The sequence below is a fragment of the Pseudohaliea sp. genome (genome assembly GCF_040217025.1).
Taxonomy (GTDB): domain Bacteria; phylum Pseudomonadota; class Gammaproteobacteria; order Pseudomonadales; family Halieaceae; genus Pseudohaliea.
The window spans coordinates 119,685-135,383 of the sequence record NZ_JAVJOA010000001.1; the positions used below are offsets into that span (position 1 = coordinate 119,685).

A 15,699-nucleotide genomic window follows, 5' to 3' on the forward strand; every position below is an offset into this window, starting at 1 on the left:
GCCCCATGGACCCGAACACCTTCTTCGCCCGCCTCTGGGACGATTTCCTCGCGCACGCACCGAGCGCCGAGGGCATCCACGCCCTGCTCGGCGGCGGCGCGCCCATCGTCAACGATCACGTCGCCCTGCGCACCTTCGCGACAGAAGAGCTCGGCGTCGATGCCCTGCACCCGCTGTTCGAGGCCCTGGGCTACGAGCTCGGCGACCACTACCGGTTCCGTGCCAAGAAGCTCCGCGCACGCTACTACCGCCACCCGGACCCGGCCCAGCCGAAGATCTTCATCAGCGAGCTGCTGCTCGACGAGTGCTCAGGCGCGCTGCGCGACACCGTGCTGCCGCTCTGCGAGCAGGTGCCGGCCGGTGCCGCGGACCAGCCAGCCTTCCTGTTCGGCGGTCGCCCCTGGGACCTGCCCTTCGCCAGCTATACCGCGCTGCGAAAGGAGAGCGAGTACGCCGCCTGGCTCGCCGCCCACGGCTACCGCGCTAACCACTTCACCGTGAGCGTGAACGACCTGCCGGGCTTCGACTCGGTCGCCGCGGTGAACGCCGCGCTGAAGCGCGCCGGCTATGCGCTCAACGACTCCGGGGGTGAGATCAAGGGCTCCCCGGCGGTGCTGCTGGAGCAGTCCTCGACCCTCGCCGACCGGGTGCCGGTGCGCTTCAGCGACGGCGAGCAGGTCATTCCCGGCTGCTTCTACGAGTTCGCCTGCCGCTACCCGCAGGCCGACGGCAGCCTCTACCAGGGCTTCGTGGAGGCGAGCGCCGACAAGATCTTCGAAAGCACGGACGCGGGCGCATGAGCGGTCTCGACGCCAGGGCCCGCGACGATGCCCTCGCCTTCGTGGCCGAGGGCGCTGACACCATGCGCGCGGAAACCATCGCGCTGGCCGAGATCAATTCCGGCAGCTACCACGCCGCGGGCGTGAATCGCGTGCGGGAGGCGCTCGCAGCGCTGTTCGCGGACCTCGACGCAGAGAGCACCGTGCTGCCCTCACCGCCCCTGGAAGTGCTCGACGACGACGGCGCCCTGCGCGAGCGCAGTCTCGGCGACGGACTGCGCCTGCGCAAGCGCCCGGACGCGCCCTTCCAGGTGTTCCTCTGCGGGCACATGGATACCGTGTTCCCGAAAGACCACCCCTTCCAGGCCGTGCGTGAAATCGACGGCGACACGCTCGGCGGCCCGGGCGTGGCCGACCTCAAGGGCGGCCTGGTGCTCATGCACCGCGCCCTCCTCGCCCTCGAGCGCAGCCCGCTCGCGGGGAAGATCGGCTGGGAGGTGCTGCTGAACCCGGACGAGGAGATCGGCTCGCCGGTGTCCGCGCCGTGGATCCGCGAGGCCGCCGAGCGCGCCGACGTGGGCCTGATCTACGAGCCGAGCTTCCCCGACGGCAGCCTCGCCGGCCGCCGCAAGGGCTCCGGCAACTTCGCCCTGCTCGCAGCCGGCCGCGCCGCCCATGCGGGCCGGGAACACCACCTCGGCCGCAACGCCATCCGCCTGCTCAGCGAGGCGCTGGTGGCGATTGACGAGCTCAACGGACAGCGCCCCGGCGTCACCTTCAACCCGGGCTTCGTGCACGGTGGCGGCGCCGTGAACATCGTCCCGGACACGGCCGTGGGCCGCTTCAATATCCGCGTGGAGGAGCCCGAGGACACGGCCTGGTGCGAGCGGGAGCTCGCGGCGATCATCGACACTTTGAACGCGCGCGACGGCCTCTCCCTCGAGCTGCACGGCGGTTTCACCCGCCCGCCCAAGGTACCGGGGCCCGCCAATGAACGCCTCTTCGACCTGGCCCGGGCCTGCGGTGCGAGCCTCGGCGTGGAGCTCGCCGTGAAGCCGACCGGCGGCTGCTGCGACGGCAACAACCTCGCCGCCGCCGGTGTGCCCAACATCGATACGCTCGGGGTACACGGCGGCAACATCCATTCGAGCGACGAGTGGATGCGTGTTTCCAGCCTGGTCGAGCGCGGACAGCTGAGCGCGCTGCTGCTGCTGCGGCTGGCGGCGGGGGACTGGTCACCGGCCTGACCGGTTCAGCAAACGACAGGCAAAAAAAAGGCCCGCTCGCGCGGGCCTTTTCTGTCAACCTGGCTGGCTCAGACGACTTCGATGTTCGACGCCTGCGGGCCTTTCTGGCCCTGGGTCACCTCGAAGGAGACCTTCTGGCCCTCGAGGAGGGTCTTGAAGCCGCTGCCGTTGATCGCGCTGAAGTGCGCGAACACGTCCGGGCCGTTGTCCTGCTCGATGAAGCCGAAGCCCTTGGACTCGTTGAACCACTTAACCGTGCCGGTGGAAGTTGCCATGATGTCTATCCTTTCTTTCCAATACTATCCAATAAGGTTTGCCCACGAGGGGCGGTCGTGCTTGAAGTCTTGCGGGGCCTTATGGACAAATCGGACGTGGGCCGCAGGGGCCGGGACGAACTCAGAGGACATAGTGCTGCAATTCTCAAACGTAACCAGCATAGCACCGATCGCGGCAAAAAGATCGCACTTTTTCACAAGAGTTTTCTCACGGCAGCCCCGAAGGCACCGGAGGCCCGACGCACCGTGGCATAATCGGGGGCGCGGCGCCGCGAAAGCCAAGACCCAGCCCCCTGCGTAACAGCATGCGGGCGACGGGAAGGCGCGTCGCAAACCATTAGCACCACAGCCAACGGAACGCAGCTCCTGATGTCACGACTCCTGGGCCTCGCAAGGCCCCTGCTCATTCTCGCGGTCGCAGCCGCCATCGCCGTGTTCATGATCAAGAGCCGGCCCCAGCTGGAGGCGCGCAACGTGGCCACGCCGCCGCCCCTGGTGGAGGTGGACACCATCCGCCTCGGCACCGTGCCGGTCACCGTCGTCGCCCACGGCAACGTCACCGCCTGGCGGGAGCTGGAGCTGGCCGCGCAGGTATCCGGGCGTATCCTCTGGCAGTCGCCGAAGTTCGAACCCGGCGTCGTGGTCGAGGCCGGCGAGCCGCTCCTTCGCATCGACCGCACCGATTACGAGCTGGCCCTGGCCGAAGCGCGGCAGGCCCTCGCCAGCGCCGAGCTGGCCCTGGCCGATGCGAAGGCCCTGCGCCAGTCCGCCCGCATCGACGAGGCGGAGGCGACCGTCGCCGCCGCGCGGGCGCGCATCGCCCGCGCCGAGCGCGATCTCACCAACACGGAAATCACGGCGCCCTACCGCGCCGTGATCGACGAGCAGCGCGTGGAGCTGGGCCAGTTCATCAGCGCCGGCACCGCCGTCGGCCGGGTGCTCGGTGCCGAGCGGGCCGAGATTCGCCTGCCCGTCCTCGCGAAGGACATCGCATTCATCGACGGCGACGCGCCGGCGCCGGTGGCGCTGTTCGCCGAGGGCGGCACCCGGGAAGCACGCTGGACCGGCAGGCTCGTGCGCATCGAGGCACGCCTCGACACCGCGACGCGGGTCGTGCCCGTGGTGCTGGAGGTCGAGGACCCGCTGGACGGCAGCCGCCATGAGCAGACGCTGCCCTTCGGCCTCTTCGTTCGCGCCGAGATCCCCGGTCAACCGGTGGAGCGTGCCGTGGAGCTGCCGCAGGACGCCCTGCACGGGGAGGACGTTTTCGTTTTTGCTGACGGGGCGCTGGAGCGCCGCGCCGTGACCGTGGCACGCCTGAGCGATGGCCGCGCCCTGGTAACGGACGGCCTCACAGACGGCGACCGGGTGGTGACCACCCGCCTCGACCTGATGTTCGACGGCATGGCGGTCGCGCTCCTCGATGGCTGAATACACCCCGCCCGACCGCCGGCGCGGCGCCGTCGCATGGATGGCGCGCAACCCCGTCGCCGCCAACCTGCTCCTGCTCATCGTGGTGGTCGCGGGCCTCTACGCCATGCAGGCCCTCGACAAGGAGGTTTTCCCCTCCTTCCCCACGGAGACCTTCACGGTCACCGTGCCCTACCCCGGCAGCTCCCCGGAAGAGGTAGAACGCGGCATCATCCTGCGCATCGAGGAGGCGGTGCGCGATATCGTCGGCATCAAGGAGATCCGCAGCGAGGCCCGGGAAGGGGTGGGCGTGGTGACGGTGCGCATGGAGCCCGGCAGCGACATGGCAAAGGCCGTGAACCTCGCCAAGGTGCGCGTCGACGGCATCTCCTCCTTCCCCGCCGACGCCGAGAAGCCCATCGTCGAGGAGATCGAGGCCGCCACCGGGGCGATCCGCGTGAGCCTGTTCGGCGAGATCGAGCCGACGAAACTCAAGGAACTCGCCGAGGAAATCCGCGAAGAGATTCTCGCCCTCGGCAACATCAGCGAGATCGCGGTGCTCGGCGAGCGCGACTACGAGATTTCGATCGAGCTGTCAGACGAGCGCATGCGCCGCTACGGACTCACCTTCGATGCCGTGGTGAACGCCATCCAGCAGCGCTCCCGGGACCTGCCCGGGGGCCTCCTGCGCACCGATGCCGGCGCGATCACCCTGCGCTCGACGTCCCAGGCCTACCGCGGCCGGGAGTTCGAGCAGCTCACGCTCATCAGCCGCGACGACGGCACGCGCATCCGCCTCGGCGACATCGCCACGGTCCGCGACGGTTTCGCCGATCAGCCGGTGCTATCGCGGGTGAACGGCGAACCCGCGCTGACCTTCGATATCGATCGCGTCGGGGCGCAGGACGTCCTCGAGATCACCGCGCTGGTAAAGGACTACGTGGCGGAGAAGCGGGCGGAACTGCCGGAGGGCATCGGACTTCAGGCCTGGGGTGACCAGAGCCGGATCCTCCGCGGCCGTATCGAGCTCATGCTGCGCAACGCCGCGTCCGGGGCGATCCTGGTGATCATTGCCCTCGCCCTGTTTCTCGACCTCGCCCTGGCTTTCTGGGTCGTCGTCGGCCTCCCCTTCGCCGTGCTCGGCTGCCTGGCGACCATCGGCTTCCTCGGCCTGCCCGTGTCCATCAACGTGCTCTCGGTCTTCGGCTTCATCCTCGTGCTCGGCCTGCTGGTGGATGACGCCATCGTCACCTCGGAGAGCGCCTATACCTCGCTCGAGAATGAGGGCCGTGGCGTCGACAGCGTCGTCGGCGGGGTGCAGCGCGTGACCACCGCCACGGTCTTCGGCGCCCTGACTACCGCCGTGGCCTTCGGGCCGAGCCTGTTCCTCACCGAGGGTTTTGCGCGCATCCTGTCGCAGCTGGGCTACGTGGTGATTTTCTGCGTGGTCTTCTCGCTCATCGAGACCAAGCTGGTGCTCCCCGCGCACCTGCGCCACATCCGCGTCCCGCAGCCGGGCGACCGGCTGGGCCCCGTGCGGCGCTTCCAGCAGCGCGTCTCCCGGGGCATGATCGCCTTCGCCCGCGGGCCCTACCGCCGAATGCTGGCGAAGGCCGTGCATTACCGCTACACCACCCTGGCCCTGTTCCTCGCCGGCCTCATGGTCTGCCTCGCCCTGGTGCCCGCGGGAATCCTGCGCGTGGTGTTCTTCCCCTCCGTGCCCTCGGACGCCATCGAGATCAACCTCGACATGCCCCAGGGCACGCCCTGGCAGCGGACCCACGACTATGCCGGGCGCATCGAGGACGCGGCCCGGGCGATGAACGAGCGCTTCAAGGCCCAGGACCCCGCGGGCCGCGATGTCATCCGCACGCTGCACCTGCTCTCGGAGACCGACACCTCGGCGCGGCTGATCATCGAGCTCATCGTGAGCGAAGAGCGTGACATCGACTCGGTGGAACTCGGCGGCTGGCTGCGCGAGGAGCTCGGCACGCTGCATGGGGTGCGCTCCTTCCGCCTCGACGCGGCGGCTGGCCCCGGCGGTTCGCCGATCGATGTGCAGCTGCGTGGCCGCGACCTCGAGCAGCTGCGCCAGGCGGCGAGCGAGCTCAAGCTGCAGATGGCCCAGGTCGACGGCGTGCGCGACATCCGCGACAGCTTCAATGCCGGCGGCCGGGAGCTGGATATCCGCGTGACGCCCGAGGGCGAGGCCCTGGGCCTCACGGACGTGGAGCTGGCCCGGCAGGTGCGCCAGGCCTTCTTCGGCGCCGAGGTGCAGCGGGTGCAGCGCGGCCGCGACGAGGTGCGCGTCTACGTGCGCCTTCCGGAAGAGGACCGCACGCAGCTCGACACGCTGCAGGAACTCTGGATCAGCCTGCCGAACGGCAACCGCGCCCCCTTCTCCGTGGTCGGCCACGCGCGGGAACAGGCGGGCCTCAGCGTGATCAACCGCATCGACCTGTCGCGGGTCGTGGACGTGCAGGCCGACGTCGACAAGGCGCTGATCTCCACCACGGAGGTGATGGACCTGATCGAGCGCGACATGCTGCCCGACATCCTCGCCCGGCACCCCTCCGTGCGCTACACCGTTGCCGGCGAAGTGGAAGAGCAGCGCGACACCTCCCAGGCCCTGCTCTACGGCGGCCTGCTGGTGCTGCTGCTCATCTACGCGGCGCTGGCGATTCCGCTGAAGAGTTACCTCGAGCCGCTGCTGATCATGTCCGTGATCCCCTTCGGCGTTACCGGTGCCTTCCTCGGCCACCTGATTCTCGGCATGGACGTGAGCATCCTCTCGGCCATCGGCATCATCGGGCTGGTGGGCGTGGTGGTCAACGACAGCCTCGTGCTGGTGGACTTCATCAACCACTTCATCGACGAGGGACATGACTGGGAGGAGGCGGTGCTGGAGGCAGGCCCGACCCGGTTCCGCGCCGTCATGCTGACCTCCCTCACCACCTTCATCGGCCTGCTGCCGATCCAGCTGGAGACGTCGATCCAGGCCCAGTTCGTCAAACCCATGGCCACCTCCGTGGCCTTCGGCGTGTTCTTCTCGACGGCGGTCACGCTGTTCCTGGTGCCGACGCTGTACTACGTGTCACAGGATATCCGGCGGGCCGTCGCCCGGCCCCGGCTGGCGCGGACATCCTGAGCGCGACGCCAACCCCCGGGGTGAACTCGGGGACGATGCCCTGAGCTGCTATGCTCCCGGCGTTGTCGGCCCGGGAGACCGCCCATGGATTTCAGCTACAGCCCACGCGTCGAAGCCCTGCGCCAGCAGCTCTGGCAGTTCATGGACCGTTACATTCTCCCGCGGCTCGGGGCCTGGCGCGCGGAGGTAAGCGCCGGGCAGTACCCGGTGTCCTTCATGGAGGACCTGAAGGAACTCGCCCGCGACGAGGGGCTGTGGAACCTGTTCCTGCCCTCCCTGAAAGACGGAGAGCCCGGCACGCGCCTCAGCAACCTCGAGTATGCGCCGCTCGCCGAGATCATGGGCCGCGTGCCCTGGGCCTCGGAGGTGTTCAACTGCAACGCGCCGGACACGGGCAACATGGAGGTGCTGCACATGTTCGGCAGCGAGGCCCAGAAAGCGCACTGGCTCGAGCCGCTGATGCGCGCTGAGACGCGCTCCGCCTTCGCCATGACCGAGGTCGCGCTGGAGCTGAAGCAGCAACAGGAACAGCTCGACCGGGTCAGCGCCTATCTCGCCGGCGCCTGAACCCCTTCTGCGGCGATCGCCGCCTGGACGTCGGCGAAGACCAGCAGGAAGCACGCCTCAAGGCCCGCCTCTTCGCTGGCCACCGTGTCCACGAGAGCCGCCACCGGCAGCGGCCGCCGGCGCCGTTCGGCAAGCCGTTCCAGCACGGCGGCGACGCCCTCGAGGGTCTCGTAGGCGCGCAGCCACTGCGCGTCCGCCCAGGCCGGCCCCAGGCTCGCAAAACCCGCGGGCAGCCAGGGGCGGTACTCGTGGATGACCCGGTAGACCGCCTGGCGGAACGGTTCCAGGGGCTCCGCGGCAAAGCGATGCCAGTGGCGACACAGAAAGTAGTCAAAAGCGATGTCCAGGGCCACGCCCGCGAAACGCCTCTGGCCTGCGGGGAAAACGGCCAGGGCCTCGCCATAGGCGTCGTGTGCGTCGGTCAGCGCATCGACCCGGCGGTGCCGGCGGACACCGGCCGCAACGCGCGGGTGCAGCGCCTGCCCCTCGAGCGGGCCCTTGACATGGTCGCCGGCGACATTGCCGATCAGCGCGCCCGGGTCGGGCTGGGCAAGCAGGGCGTGGGCGAGGTAGTTCACGAGGAACCCGCGCTCAGGCGACGCCCGCCGCGCGCAGCGCCTCCAGCGCCCGGTCGATGTCCGGCTCATCGTTGTAGATGTGCGGCGACAGGCGGAAGCCCAGGGCCCGCCGATCCACCTGTACGTCGGCGGCGGCGAAGGCATCGGCCACGCTGTCGTTGGCGCTGCCGAAATCGAGGATCACCGTCCCGCTGCGCGCGTCCGGATCCGCCGGAGAGACGCGGCCTTCGGCGGGCACGCCCGCGCGCAGCCGGTCGCCCAGGGCAAGGTTGTGGCCGCGGATGCGGGTCAGGCCGATCTCCTGCAGGCGCTCGATGCTGTGCGCCGCAATCGCGTAGGGAGCGATCGACGGCGTGCCGCCCCAGAAACGCAAGGCTCCCGGGTGGTAGCGGAAGTCATGGATGTCGAAGGCAAACGGGTCTGCGTGGGAGAACCAGCCGACCGCATCCGGCTCGCAGCGCTCGACCAGCGCCGGGGCTACCCAGAGGAAACCGGCACCCGGCCCGCCGCAGAGCCACTTCACGCAGGAGCCGAGCAGAAAGTCCGCGCCGATGGCCCGCACGTCGACCGGCAGGATGCCCACCGCCTGCGCCGCATCCACGACGCTGAGCGCACCGGCCTCGCGGGCGGCTGCGCAGACGGCCTGCACCGGCACCTGGACGCCCGTGTTCGACTGCACCTGCGTCACCAGCACGAGCGCCGTGTCGTCGCCAAGCGCTGCCCGCCAGGCCGCCGGGTCGCGCTCGTCGACAGCCGCCGGTAGAAAGCGCGGCGCGAGGCCGAGACTGCGCGCCCGCTCTGCCACAAAGCCCAGGGAGGGGAAGGCGCGCTCGCTGAGCAGGATTTCCCGGCGCGTGGTGAGGCCGGGCACACACTGGAGCACCCGCGCAAAGCCGGTGGAAACGTCCGGTTGCGGGCAGAGGTCGTCACCGCGCGCGCCCAGCAGCTCGCCCAGCGCGGCCCGAAAGCGCTCCACCGCCTGCAGCCAGGCGGGCCAGGGTTCGCCGGCGCCGCCCGCCCAGGGATCGTAGAACGCCGCCGCGAAGGCCTCCCGGCTATCCACCGGCGGTCGACCGACGGAATGGTTGAGCAGGTAGGTACCCGGGCCAAGATCAAAACGGTCGCGCAGGGCCGAGGCTTCCGGGCTCATGCCAGGCTCTCCCGCAGCCGCCGGATATCGGGGTGGCGCGAGGGGATATCCTCGCGGTCGGCCGCCTGGCGCAGGTCCCGCAGTCTCGCCAGCGCGCGCATGAGCACCGGCAGCGGCGGCCCGCTCGCGGTGAGGTTGTCCTGGTGCTGCTCGCCGATATGCTCGGCCGGCTTCTCGATGAACTTCGCCACCAGCTGGTCGTGGTGCTGTGCCGCCGTCTGCCCATGCAGTTCGCAGACCTCGAGGAACAGGGCGAGGTTCTCCCGGCAGGGTGACGCCCGGCGCGCCGCCTCCGGCAGGTCGAGAAAATCATCCATCAGGCTGCGCCGGCGCATGCAGTCGCGGAGGATGACCTGGTCCTCGGGCATCATGTAGAGGAACTTGTCCACGAGCAGCTGCGAGTAGTACGCATGGTCGGCACGGCAGAGGCCGAGGAGCATGTCGATGACGTTGATGCCTGCGAAGTCACCCGCGTTGGCGCCGCGGTACACGTGCTGGGCGACCCGGTGCGGCTTGAAGTAGGGGCGCACGCAGTAAAAGAAGCGGTCCGTGTCGAGCTCGGCGAAGAGACGCTCATTGGAAGCGACCACACCGGCCAGCGCGCTCTTCGCCATGCGCAGGAGGTCCGCGGTCACCGGGTGCCGCACGCCCAGGGGCAGACTGCGCAGCAGCGCATCGGCCGCGGCCTTGTAACCGAGGATGCCGCGCGTGTTGTAGTCGGTGAACAGGTACTCGTCGCGGAGCGTGGTGAAGCTCTTGTAGCGGCCATCCACGGCGCGGTTGTGGGTGGTGAGGTGGCTGGTGGCAAAGCGCGGCGTCACGCCCAGGCTGGCGCCGAGCTGCAGGGCCAGGGCCGAGGCCTCGGGCAGCCCGCCATCCTTCGCGTCCTGGTCCGCCGCACCGTGGCGGGCACAGGCGGCCATGAACAGGCCGACGTTGCCGAGCAGGTCGAAGCCCGCATCGAAGCCCTCGTCCGTGTTGCCCTCGGCCAGCAGGCGGGCGACGTGTTCGTTGCCCTCGACCTTGAGCCGGGCCTTCAGGTCCTCCCCGACCCCGGCGACCTGTGCGCGGTCTGCCTGCGCGAAATAGGCTTCTTCGAGCCGTGTATTGAGTTCCGCAAAGGTGCTGCGAATCCAGTGGTCGAAGCGTTCGGCGTTGGTGGTCATGCGGGGATTATACGTGTGAAGCACCGTGGGAGCTGTATCCTCCGCCCCGGCGGCAAACTTGCACGGTGAGCCGAAGATGATCACCTACGGATAGCACAGCTGTGCTACATTCTTCGCATAGCATGGAAGGGGAACGCAGCATGAGCACGACAACGATTCGCCTGCCGGAACAACTCAAGAAACGCCTTGGTGAGGCGGCGCGGAAGGCAGGCCTGACGCCCCATGCCCTGATCATCCAGGCCATCGCGGAACGTGTCGACGCCGAGGAAAAGCAAGGGAGTTTCATCGCCGAGGCGGAAGCGCGCTACGATAACCTTGTCTCGACGGGCGAGGCCATTTCCTGGCCGGAGATGCGTAACTACCTCGAAAACCGCCGCGCCGGCAAACGCACCAGGCGGCCTCGCACTCGCAAGCTGTAGCCCGGCCCGGGAAACAGTGGCCCGCATCGAACTGGCACCAGAGGTCGGCGACGATATCGAGCGCATTCTGCAGCATCTGGAGGACCACGACGCCGCCCATCTCCAGCAGAGACTGCGCGAACTGATTGACGCGCTTTCTGTACTGGAGCACAACCCGGCGATCGGACGCCTCGTGCAGGGCGACCTCCGGGAGCTCATCATCGGTAGCAACGCCCGCGGCTACGTCGCCCTCTATTGCTACATCGCTGCCATTGACACGGTCTTCGTACTGGCGCTGCGAAGCCAGCGGGAGGCCGGCTACTCGCGCTGACTGCGCTAGAGGTGCTCGCGGAAGTAGCGCGTCATGGTGCTGAAGACATGCAGGCGATGGTCGGCGATGCCGTGGCGCTGGTTGGGGTAGACCAGCATATCGAACTGCTTGTTCGCGCGGATCAGGGCATCCGCGAACTGCAGCGTGAAAGCGAACTTCACGTTCTCGTCGCCGGTGCCGTGGATGAGCAGCAGCTTGCCCTGCAGCCGGTCTGCGTAGTTCACCAGGTTCACCCGGGCGTAGCCTTCGGGGTTCTCCGCGGGGGTTCCCATCCAGCGTTCCACGCCCACCGCCTGGTAGCGGGTGAGGTCGATCACCGGCGCTACACTCACCGCCACCTTGAACAGCGGCGCGGCCTTGGTCATGAGTGCTGCCGCTAGGTAACCGCCGCCGCTCCAGCCCCAGAAGCCGATACGGTCGCCGTCGATCCAGGGCAGCGAGTTCAGGTAGTCGACCCCCTCGATGTAGTCGAGCACCGCCCACTTGCCATACTCGCCGTAGGTCAGGTTCTTCGCCGCTTTGCCGCGCCCGGTCGTGGTGCGGTTGTCCATGGCGAACACCACGTAACCTTCCTGCGCCAGGTAGCGGTGCCACAGGTCCTGGGTAGGACCGCGCTGCGTGCCCCAGCGGTTCACGACGACCTGCGAGCCGGCGTTGCCGTAGCCATAGGCGATCACAGGGTAACGCTTCGCCGGGTCGAAATCCGGCGGCTTGATGACGAAGGCATTGAGCTCGATGCCGTCGTCTGTCTCGAAGGAGACGAACTCCGTGTGCGCCATGGCGTAGTCGTCGAAGGCCGGAACCGCGTCATCCGCGAGCACCGACAGGCGCTCGCCGTCCGCAGCAAGCAGCTGCAGCGTGGGTGGCGTGCGCGCATCTGAGTGGGTGGCCAGGGCGTAGCGGCCGTCCGGCGAGAGCTGCCACCGGTGCCAGCCCGGCGCGCTGGTCACGCGCTCCACCGCCCCCCCGTTCAGCGCAACGCGGTAGACGTGCTGGTCGATCAGCGACTCGCGCTTGGCGTAGAAGTATGCCCACCCTTCCTTCTCGTCGACGCCGATCACGTCGCCCACGGTCCACTCACCCGAGGTGAGCGGTTGGGCCTTGCCATCCGCTGTAATGCGGTAGAGATGCCGCCAGCCGCTGTCTTCGCTGGTCCAGAGCACGGAACCGTCGGCGAGGGGGGTCAAATCATCGGTGATATCGATCCAGGCGGGATCCGTATCCGTGTGCAGGAGTTCCACGCCTTCCCCGTCCGCTCCCGCGCGCCACAGGCGCAGGGTCTTGTGGTCCCGGGTCAGGTGCTGGACGTAGAGGTGCTCGCCGGTAGAGTCCCAGTGCAGCTGGGGCAGGTAATCATCGGCATCGTGGCCGATGTCGATCGCGCTGGTCTTCGCCGTGCGCAGGTCGTAGACACGCACCGCATTCACGGCGTGCACCTCACCCGTATTCGGGTAGTGGAAATCGCGCACACGCGGGTAGCTGTGCAGCTCGTCGATCAGCGGATAGCGCGGTACCGCGCCGGCGTCCATGCGCCAGTAGGCAATCCGCCCCCCGGTAGGGGACCAGCGCCAGCCGTCCAGCCAGCCGAACTCGGTGCTGCCGTAGTCAAAGATGCCGTTGAAGACAGCTTCGTCGCCGTCACCGGTGACCGCCGTGGTCTCGCCCGTGCGCAGGTCGACCACGTAGAGGTTGTTGTCGAGGACGTAACCGGCATGCAGCCCGTCCGGGGACAGCTTGACCAGCTGCACCGGCCGATCGTCATCGCGCAGCGGGCGGGCGCGCCCGGCTTCGACAGCATAGTGGTACCAGCGGGCGCTGCCGTGGCCCTGCCAGTCGTTGGTGACCGGGCCGCGCAGCAGCAGCACATCGCGGCCGGCATGCCACTGGTAGTCCGTTACTTGCAATCCCGCCGGCAGCCCCGGCACCGCGGCAAGGGACAGCACACGCCCCCTGCCCTTGACGACGTCGTGGCTGATGAGGGCCGGACCGTCGGCGCCACTGTCGAGATAGGCGTAGCGCGCATCCGTCGGCAGCCACTGGAGGGCGCCGGGCATCCTGGCGGTGAAGGTATCGCTGGTGAAGATCGTCGCCAGGTCCAGTGCTTTGCCGTCCAGTGCCGCGGCTGGAAGCGCCAGCGCGAGTCCGAGCGCGGCCCCGCAGCGGAGCATGCGCCCGACGCGGGGAAAGGCAGCAGGGAAAAGACCCCCACGGTTACCGGCTATCACGTTCACGTCCCCCTGTCGTAGCGACCGTGGCACCTGCCCCAGGTCAATATCCAGCGAGCATAGCAGGAAGCTCACCGAAACGGATGCGGGTCGCAATATGCGAGCCCGTTCAACCTGCCGGGGTCGCTAACGCAGGGGCGCCCACCCGGGAGCGGACAGCAGATCGGTGGGAGGGCCTACCGCATGATCATCTTCTGCGAGGAAGAGCGCGCGCTGCACGAGTTCCCCTACGGCAACTTTGAGGGCAGGAACGCATCGGCAAAACGAGCTGCGGCTTGTCCTCAGGCGGGTTTCCGGGAAATCACGCGGGCCTGTGAGGCGGGATAGCGGCGCACGGCGAGGCAGTCGAGCGACGCGCCCCAGAGCTCCTTTAGCCTGTCTTCCGTCAGCAGGGCACGCATGTGGATGCCGCGCGCCTTCCCCGTCTCGTGCCAGCCCCGCGCCCGCGACCGCTTCGGCACCTTGCCCGGGTCGTGCACGGTGACCGAGACGTAGCCGCCGGGCTTGAGGATGCGCTGGAACTCGGCGATCCAGCCCGGTTGCAGGGCCAGGGGAATGTGCGTGAATACCGAGGTGGCGATGATCAGGTCGAAGTGGTTGTCCGGGTAGGCAAGCGGCGGCTCCAGCCGGGACATGGACAGGTCTGCATGCGCGCCGAGAGTTTGCTTCGTCCAGTCGTAGGACACCTGGTTGACGTCACAACCGCAGCGCTCGAGCTTGAGGGGCAGGAAGTGCACGAGCACGCGCCCGGTGCCGAAGCCGAAATCCAGCATGCGCTCGGCCCGGGTGATATCGAAGCCCAGCTCGGCGAGCTCGGTCAGGTAGCGGTAGGCGTCCATCGCCCCGCTGCCGCGGAAGGTCACCGGGTCGGCCTTGCTCGGGCCCTGCACCTGGTCCACCACCGCCGTGCTGGGCACGATGGCGGGGTCTGTCTGCAGCGGGTGGAACTCCAGCTCCCCGAGGTCCCGATAGACGTTCCGCAGCTTGTCGAGCCAGTCCTCTGCAACCGCGGGCGGCATGAGCTTGACCTTTTTGCGGAACACGCGCTTGACGGCGCGCACGTGCAGGTTACCGGTATGTACTTCCATGGGCGGGTCGCTCTGCAGCTGTTTTTCTAGGGCCGCAAGCCGGAGCACGCCGGCAGGCCGCGCGGAAGCATACACCAAAACAGGCACAGGTGGCCGGTCGCTGTGCTGCCCTGTGCTACGCTGACCCTTCATCTAAGGAGCGCAACCCATACCGCGATGCATCCTCGCCTTTTCGCCAGCCTGCCCCTTGTGGCGATGCTGTCAGCCCGCACCCGGTCCCCGGCCCCCGGGCGGCGTCGCAGCTGGCTGGCAGCATTCGGTTGCAGTCTCGCGCTATCCGTTCTCCCGGGAGTCGCCATGGCACAGGCAGAAGCAAAGGCAGCGACAGGGCTGGCCCGTCCATCGATCGACGAAACGGTCATCATGCTCTACTACCGGGACCTCGGCCCGGCGTCGGCTTTCTACGGCGACGCGCTCGGGCTGGAGACTATCTACGAGTCCGCGTCGGCAAAACTGTTCCGCCTGACGTCGACGGCGGTCGTCGGCATCGTGCGGGAGGGTGAGCAGGCCTACCACCCGGCTCGCGAGGAGAACGCGGTCATGCTCAGCATCGTAACGGCCGACGTGGACGCGTGGTACGAACGCCTGCGGGACCGCGGCGATATCGAGATCCTGAAGCCCGTTGCGAACAGCACGGACAACCCGATTCGCGCCTTCCTGGTCGCTGACCCCGGGGGGTACACGGTGGAGTTCTTCAGCTGGCTGAACGAACGGCCCTGACAGGCCGGCGCCCCTGCCCTGCTGCACTGGCTTGCCTCGCCTTGACCCAGATCAATTGCAAATGCGAATTGTTCGCATTATCTTATTGCTGAAGGACCCCCGACCGGGGCCTGTGCCAGACAACGGGGGCGACCATGCGCTTGAAATTCCTTTGCAAAACACACCGTCACTCACTGCTCGAAGACACGGAAGCGGCCCGATCGCTGTGGCTCGGCCTCTGTGACCAAATGCAGGCAGAACCGGCAGTCCCCACACCGCAGCGCGTGCGGGCTGCCGGCACCGCGCTGGAGGCGGCGGGCATCTACCTCATGGCCAACCCGGTGGCCGATGCCGGCCTTCTGCACCGCTACCACGAGACGGCACAGCAGCTCATCGAGCTGCTGGTGCAGCTACGCGAAACACGGCTGGCCATCGTCGTGATCTCCGGTGCCAGTGCCCTGGTCGAACACCTCGCCCGCAACGGCGCTGACCGCGAGGCCGCCCTCGCCGTCTGCCGCCGGCTGACGCTGCAGGGCATGGGCCGCATCGAGCAGAGTGGCCGCCACAGGCCGGCGACCGGCGCGCAGCGCCCGGCCATGGTGCGCACTGCCACCGTCCACTGAAGAACCGGGCCCGCC

The 15,699-nt window shown here is 68.3% G+C and carries 15 protein-coding genes; 9 read left to right on the forward strand and 6 right to left on the reverse strand.

Features of this window, described 5'->3' with window-relative positions; translation table 11 throughout:
• The first annotated feature begins 5 nt into the window (after nt 1–5).
• Nucleotides 6–800, forward strand: a complete 795-nt coding sequence (locus RKE50_RS00510; protein ID WP_350033492.1) for a DUF1338 domain-containing protein — start codon at nt 6–8, stop codon at nt 798–800.
• Nucleotides 797–2,026 (forward strand): hydrolase, encoded by a 1,230-nt coding sequence (locus RKE50_RS00515; protein WP_350033494.1) that lies wholly within the window; start codon nt 797–799, stop codon nt 2,024–2,026. The genes RKE50_RS00510 and RKE50_RS00515 overlap by 4 nt, the downstream gene beginning before the upstream one ends.
• A gap of 68 nt (nt 2,027–2,094) precedes the next feature.
• On the opposite strand, the gene RKE50_RS00520 is transcribed toward RKE50_RS00515, so the two are convergent.
• A complete protein-coding gene (locus RKE50_RS00520) occupies nt 2,095–2,301 on the reverse strand; it encodes a cold-shock protein (protein WP_350033496.1) in 207 nt (68 codons plus the stop codon).
• 369 nt (nt 2,302–2,670) lie between these two features.
• Between RKE50_RS00520 and RKE50_RS00525 the strand changes: the two genes are divergently transcribed.
• The 3 genes from RKE50_RS00525 to RKE50_RS00535 all read left to right on the forward strand — a co-directional run bounded on the left by RKE50_RS00525 (nt 2,671) and on the right by RKE50_RS00535 (nt 7,426).
• Nucleotides 2,671–3,732 carry an efflux RND transporter periplasmic adaptor subunit gene (locus tag RKE50_RS00525; RefSeq protein ID WP_350033498.1) on the forward strand — a complete coding sequence of 354 codons (1,062 nt, stop codon included), beginning with the start codon at nt 2,671–2,673 and terminating at the stop codon, nt 3,730–3,732.
• On the forward strand, nt 3,725–6,859 hold the full coding sequence (locus RKE50_RS00530) for an efflux RND transporter permease subunit (protein WP_350033501.1): 3,135 nt from the start codon (nt 3,725–3,727) through the stop codon (nt 6,857–6,859). Before RKE50_RS00525 ends, RKE50_RS00530 begins: the two co-directional genes overlap by 8 nt.
• 84 nt (nt 6,860–6,943) lie before the next feature.
• The gene (locus RKE50_RS00535) at nt 6,944–7,426 is read left to right on the forward strand and encodes an acyl-CoA dehydrogenase family protein (RefSeq protein WP_350033503.1); all 483 of its coding nucleotides are present in this window, start codon (nt 6,944–6,946) and stop codon (nt 7,424–7,426) included.
• Here RKE50_RS00535 and RKE50_RS00540 read toward each other — a convergent pair.
• From RKE50_RS00540 to RKE50_RS00550, 3 genes are read right to left on the reverse strand one after another with little or no spacing between them, the layout of a single operon-like run.
• Nucleotides 7,408–8,004, reverse strand: coding sequence for an acyl carrier protein phosphodiesterase (locus tag RKE50_RS00540; protein ID WP_350033505.1), 597 nt, complete (start codon nt 8,002–8,004; stop codon nt 7,408–7,410). The genes RKE50_RS00535 and RKE50_RS00540 overlap by 19 nt on opposite strands.
• A gap of 13 nt (nt 8,005–8,017) precedes the next feature.
• Nucleotides 8,018–9,154 carry an aminotransferase class V-fold PLP-dependent enzyme gene (locus RKE50_RS00545; RefSeq protein WP_350033507.1) on the reverse strand — a complete coding sequence of 379 codons (1,137 nt, stop codon included), beginning with the start codon at nt 9,152–9,154 and terminating at the stop codon, nt 8,018–8,020.
• Complete coding sequence (locus RKE50_RS00550; RefSeq protein WP_350033509.1) at nt 9,151–10,320, reverse strand: PrnB family protein; 1,170 nt, start codon at nt 10,318–10,320, stop codon at nt 9,151–9,153. Before RKE50_RS00550 ends, RKE50_RS00545 begins: the two co-directional genes overlap by 4 nt.
• A gap of 140 nt (nt 10,321–10,460) precedes the next feature.
• On the opposite strand from RKE50_RS00550, the gene RKE50_RS00555 reads away from it, so the two are divergent.
• Both RKE50_RS00555 and RKE50_RS00560 read left to right on the forward strand, forming a co-directional pair.
• Nucleotides 10,461–10,739 carry a CopG family ribbon-helix-helix protein gene (locus RKE50_RS00555; protein ID WP_350033511.1) on the forward strand — a complete coding sequence of 93 codons (279 nt, stop codon included), beginning with the start codon at nt 10,461–10,463 and terminating at the stop codon, nt 10,737–10,739.
• Between the two features lie 16 nt (nt 10,740–10,755).
• Complete coding sequence (locus tag RKE50_RS00560; protein ID WP_350033513.1) at nt 10,756–11,049, forward strand: type II toxin-antitoxin system RelE/ParE family toxin; 294 nt, start codon at nt 10,756–10,758, stop codon at nt 11,047–11,049.
• 5 nt (nt 11,050–11,054) lie between these two features.
• Here RKE50_RS00560 and RKE50_RS00565 read toward each other — a convergent pair whose 3' ends face one another.
• Nucleotides 11,055–13,217 carry a S9 family peptidase gene (locus tag RKE50_RS00565; protein ID WP_350033515.1) on the reverse strand — a complete coding sequence of 721 codons (2,163 nt, stop codon included), beginning with the start codon at nt 13,215–13,217 and terminating at the stop codon, nt 11,055–11,057.
• 338 nt (nt 13,218–13,555) lie between these two features.
• Nucleotides 13,556–14,362, reverse strand: a complete 807-nt coding sequence (locus RKE50_RS00570; protein WP_350033517.1) for a class I SAM-dependent methyltransferase — start codon at nt 14,360–14,362, stop codon at nt 13,556–13,558.
• A 297-nt stretch (nt 14,363–14,659) separates the two neighbouring features.
• On the opposite strand from RKE50_RS00570, the gene RKE50_RS00575 reads away from it, so the two are divergent.
• Both RKE50_RS00575 and RKE50_RS00580 read left to right on the forward strand, forming a co-directional pair.
• A complete protein-coding gene (locus RKE50_RS00575) occupies nt 14,660–15,082 on the forward strand; it encodes a VOC family protein (RefSeq protein WP_350033519.1) in 423 nt (140 codons plus the stop codon).
• A gap of 227 nt (nt 15,083–15,309) precedes the next feature.
• Entirely contained in the window at nt 15,310–15,684 is a 375-nt protein-coding gene (locus RKE50_RS00580) for a hypothetical protein (RefSeq protein WP_350033521.1), read from the forward strand.
• Nucleotides 15,685–15,699 lie beyond the last annotated feature (15 nt).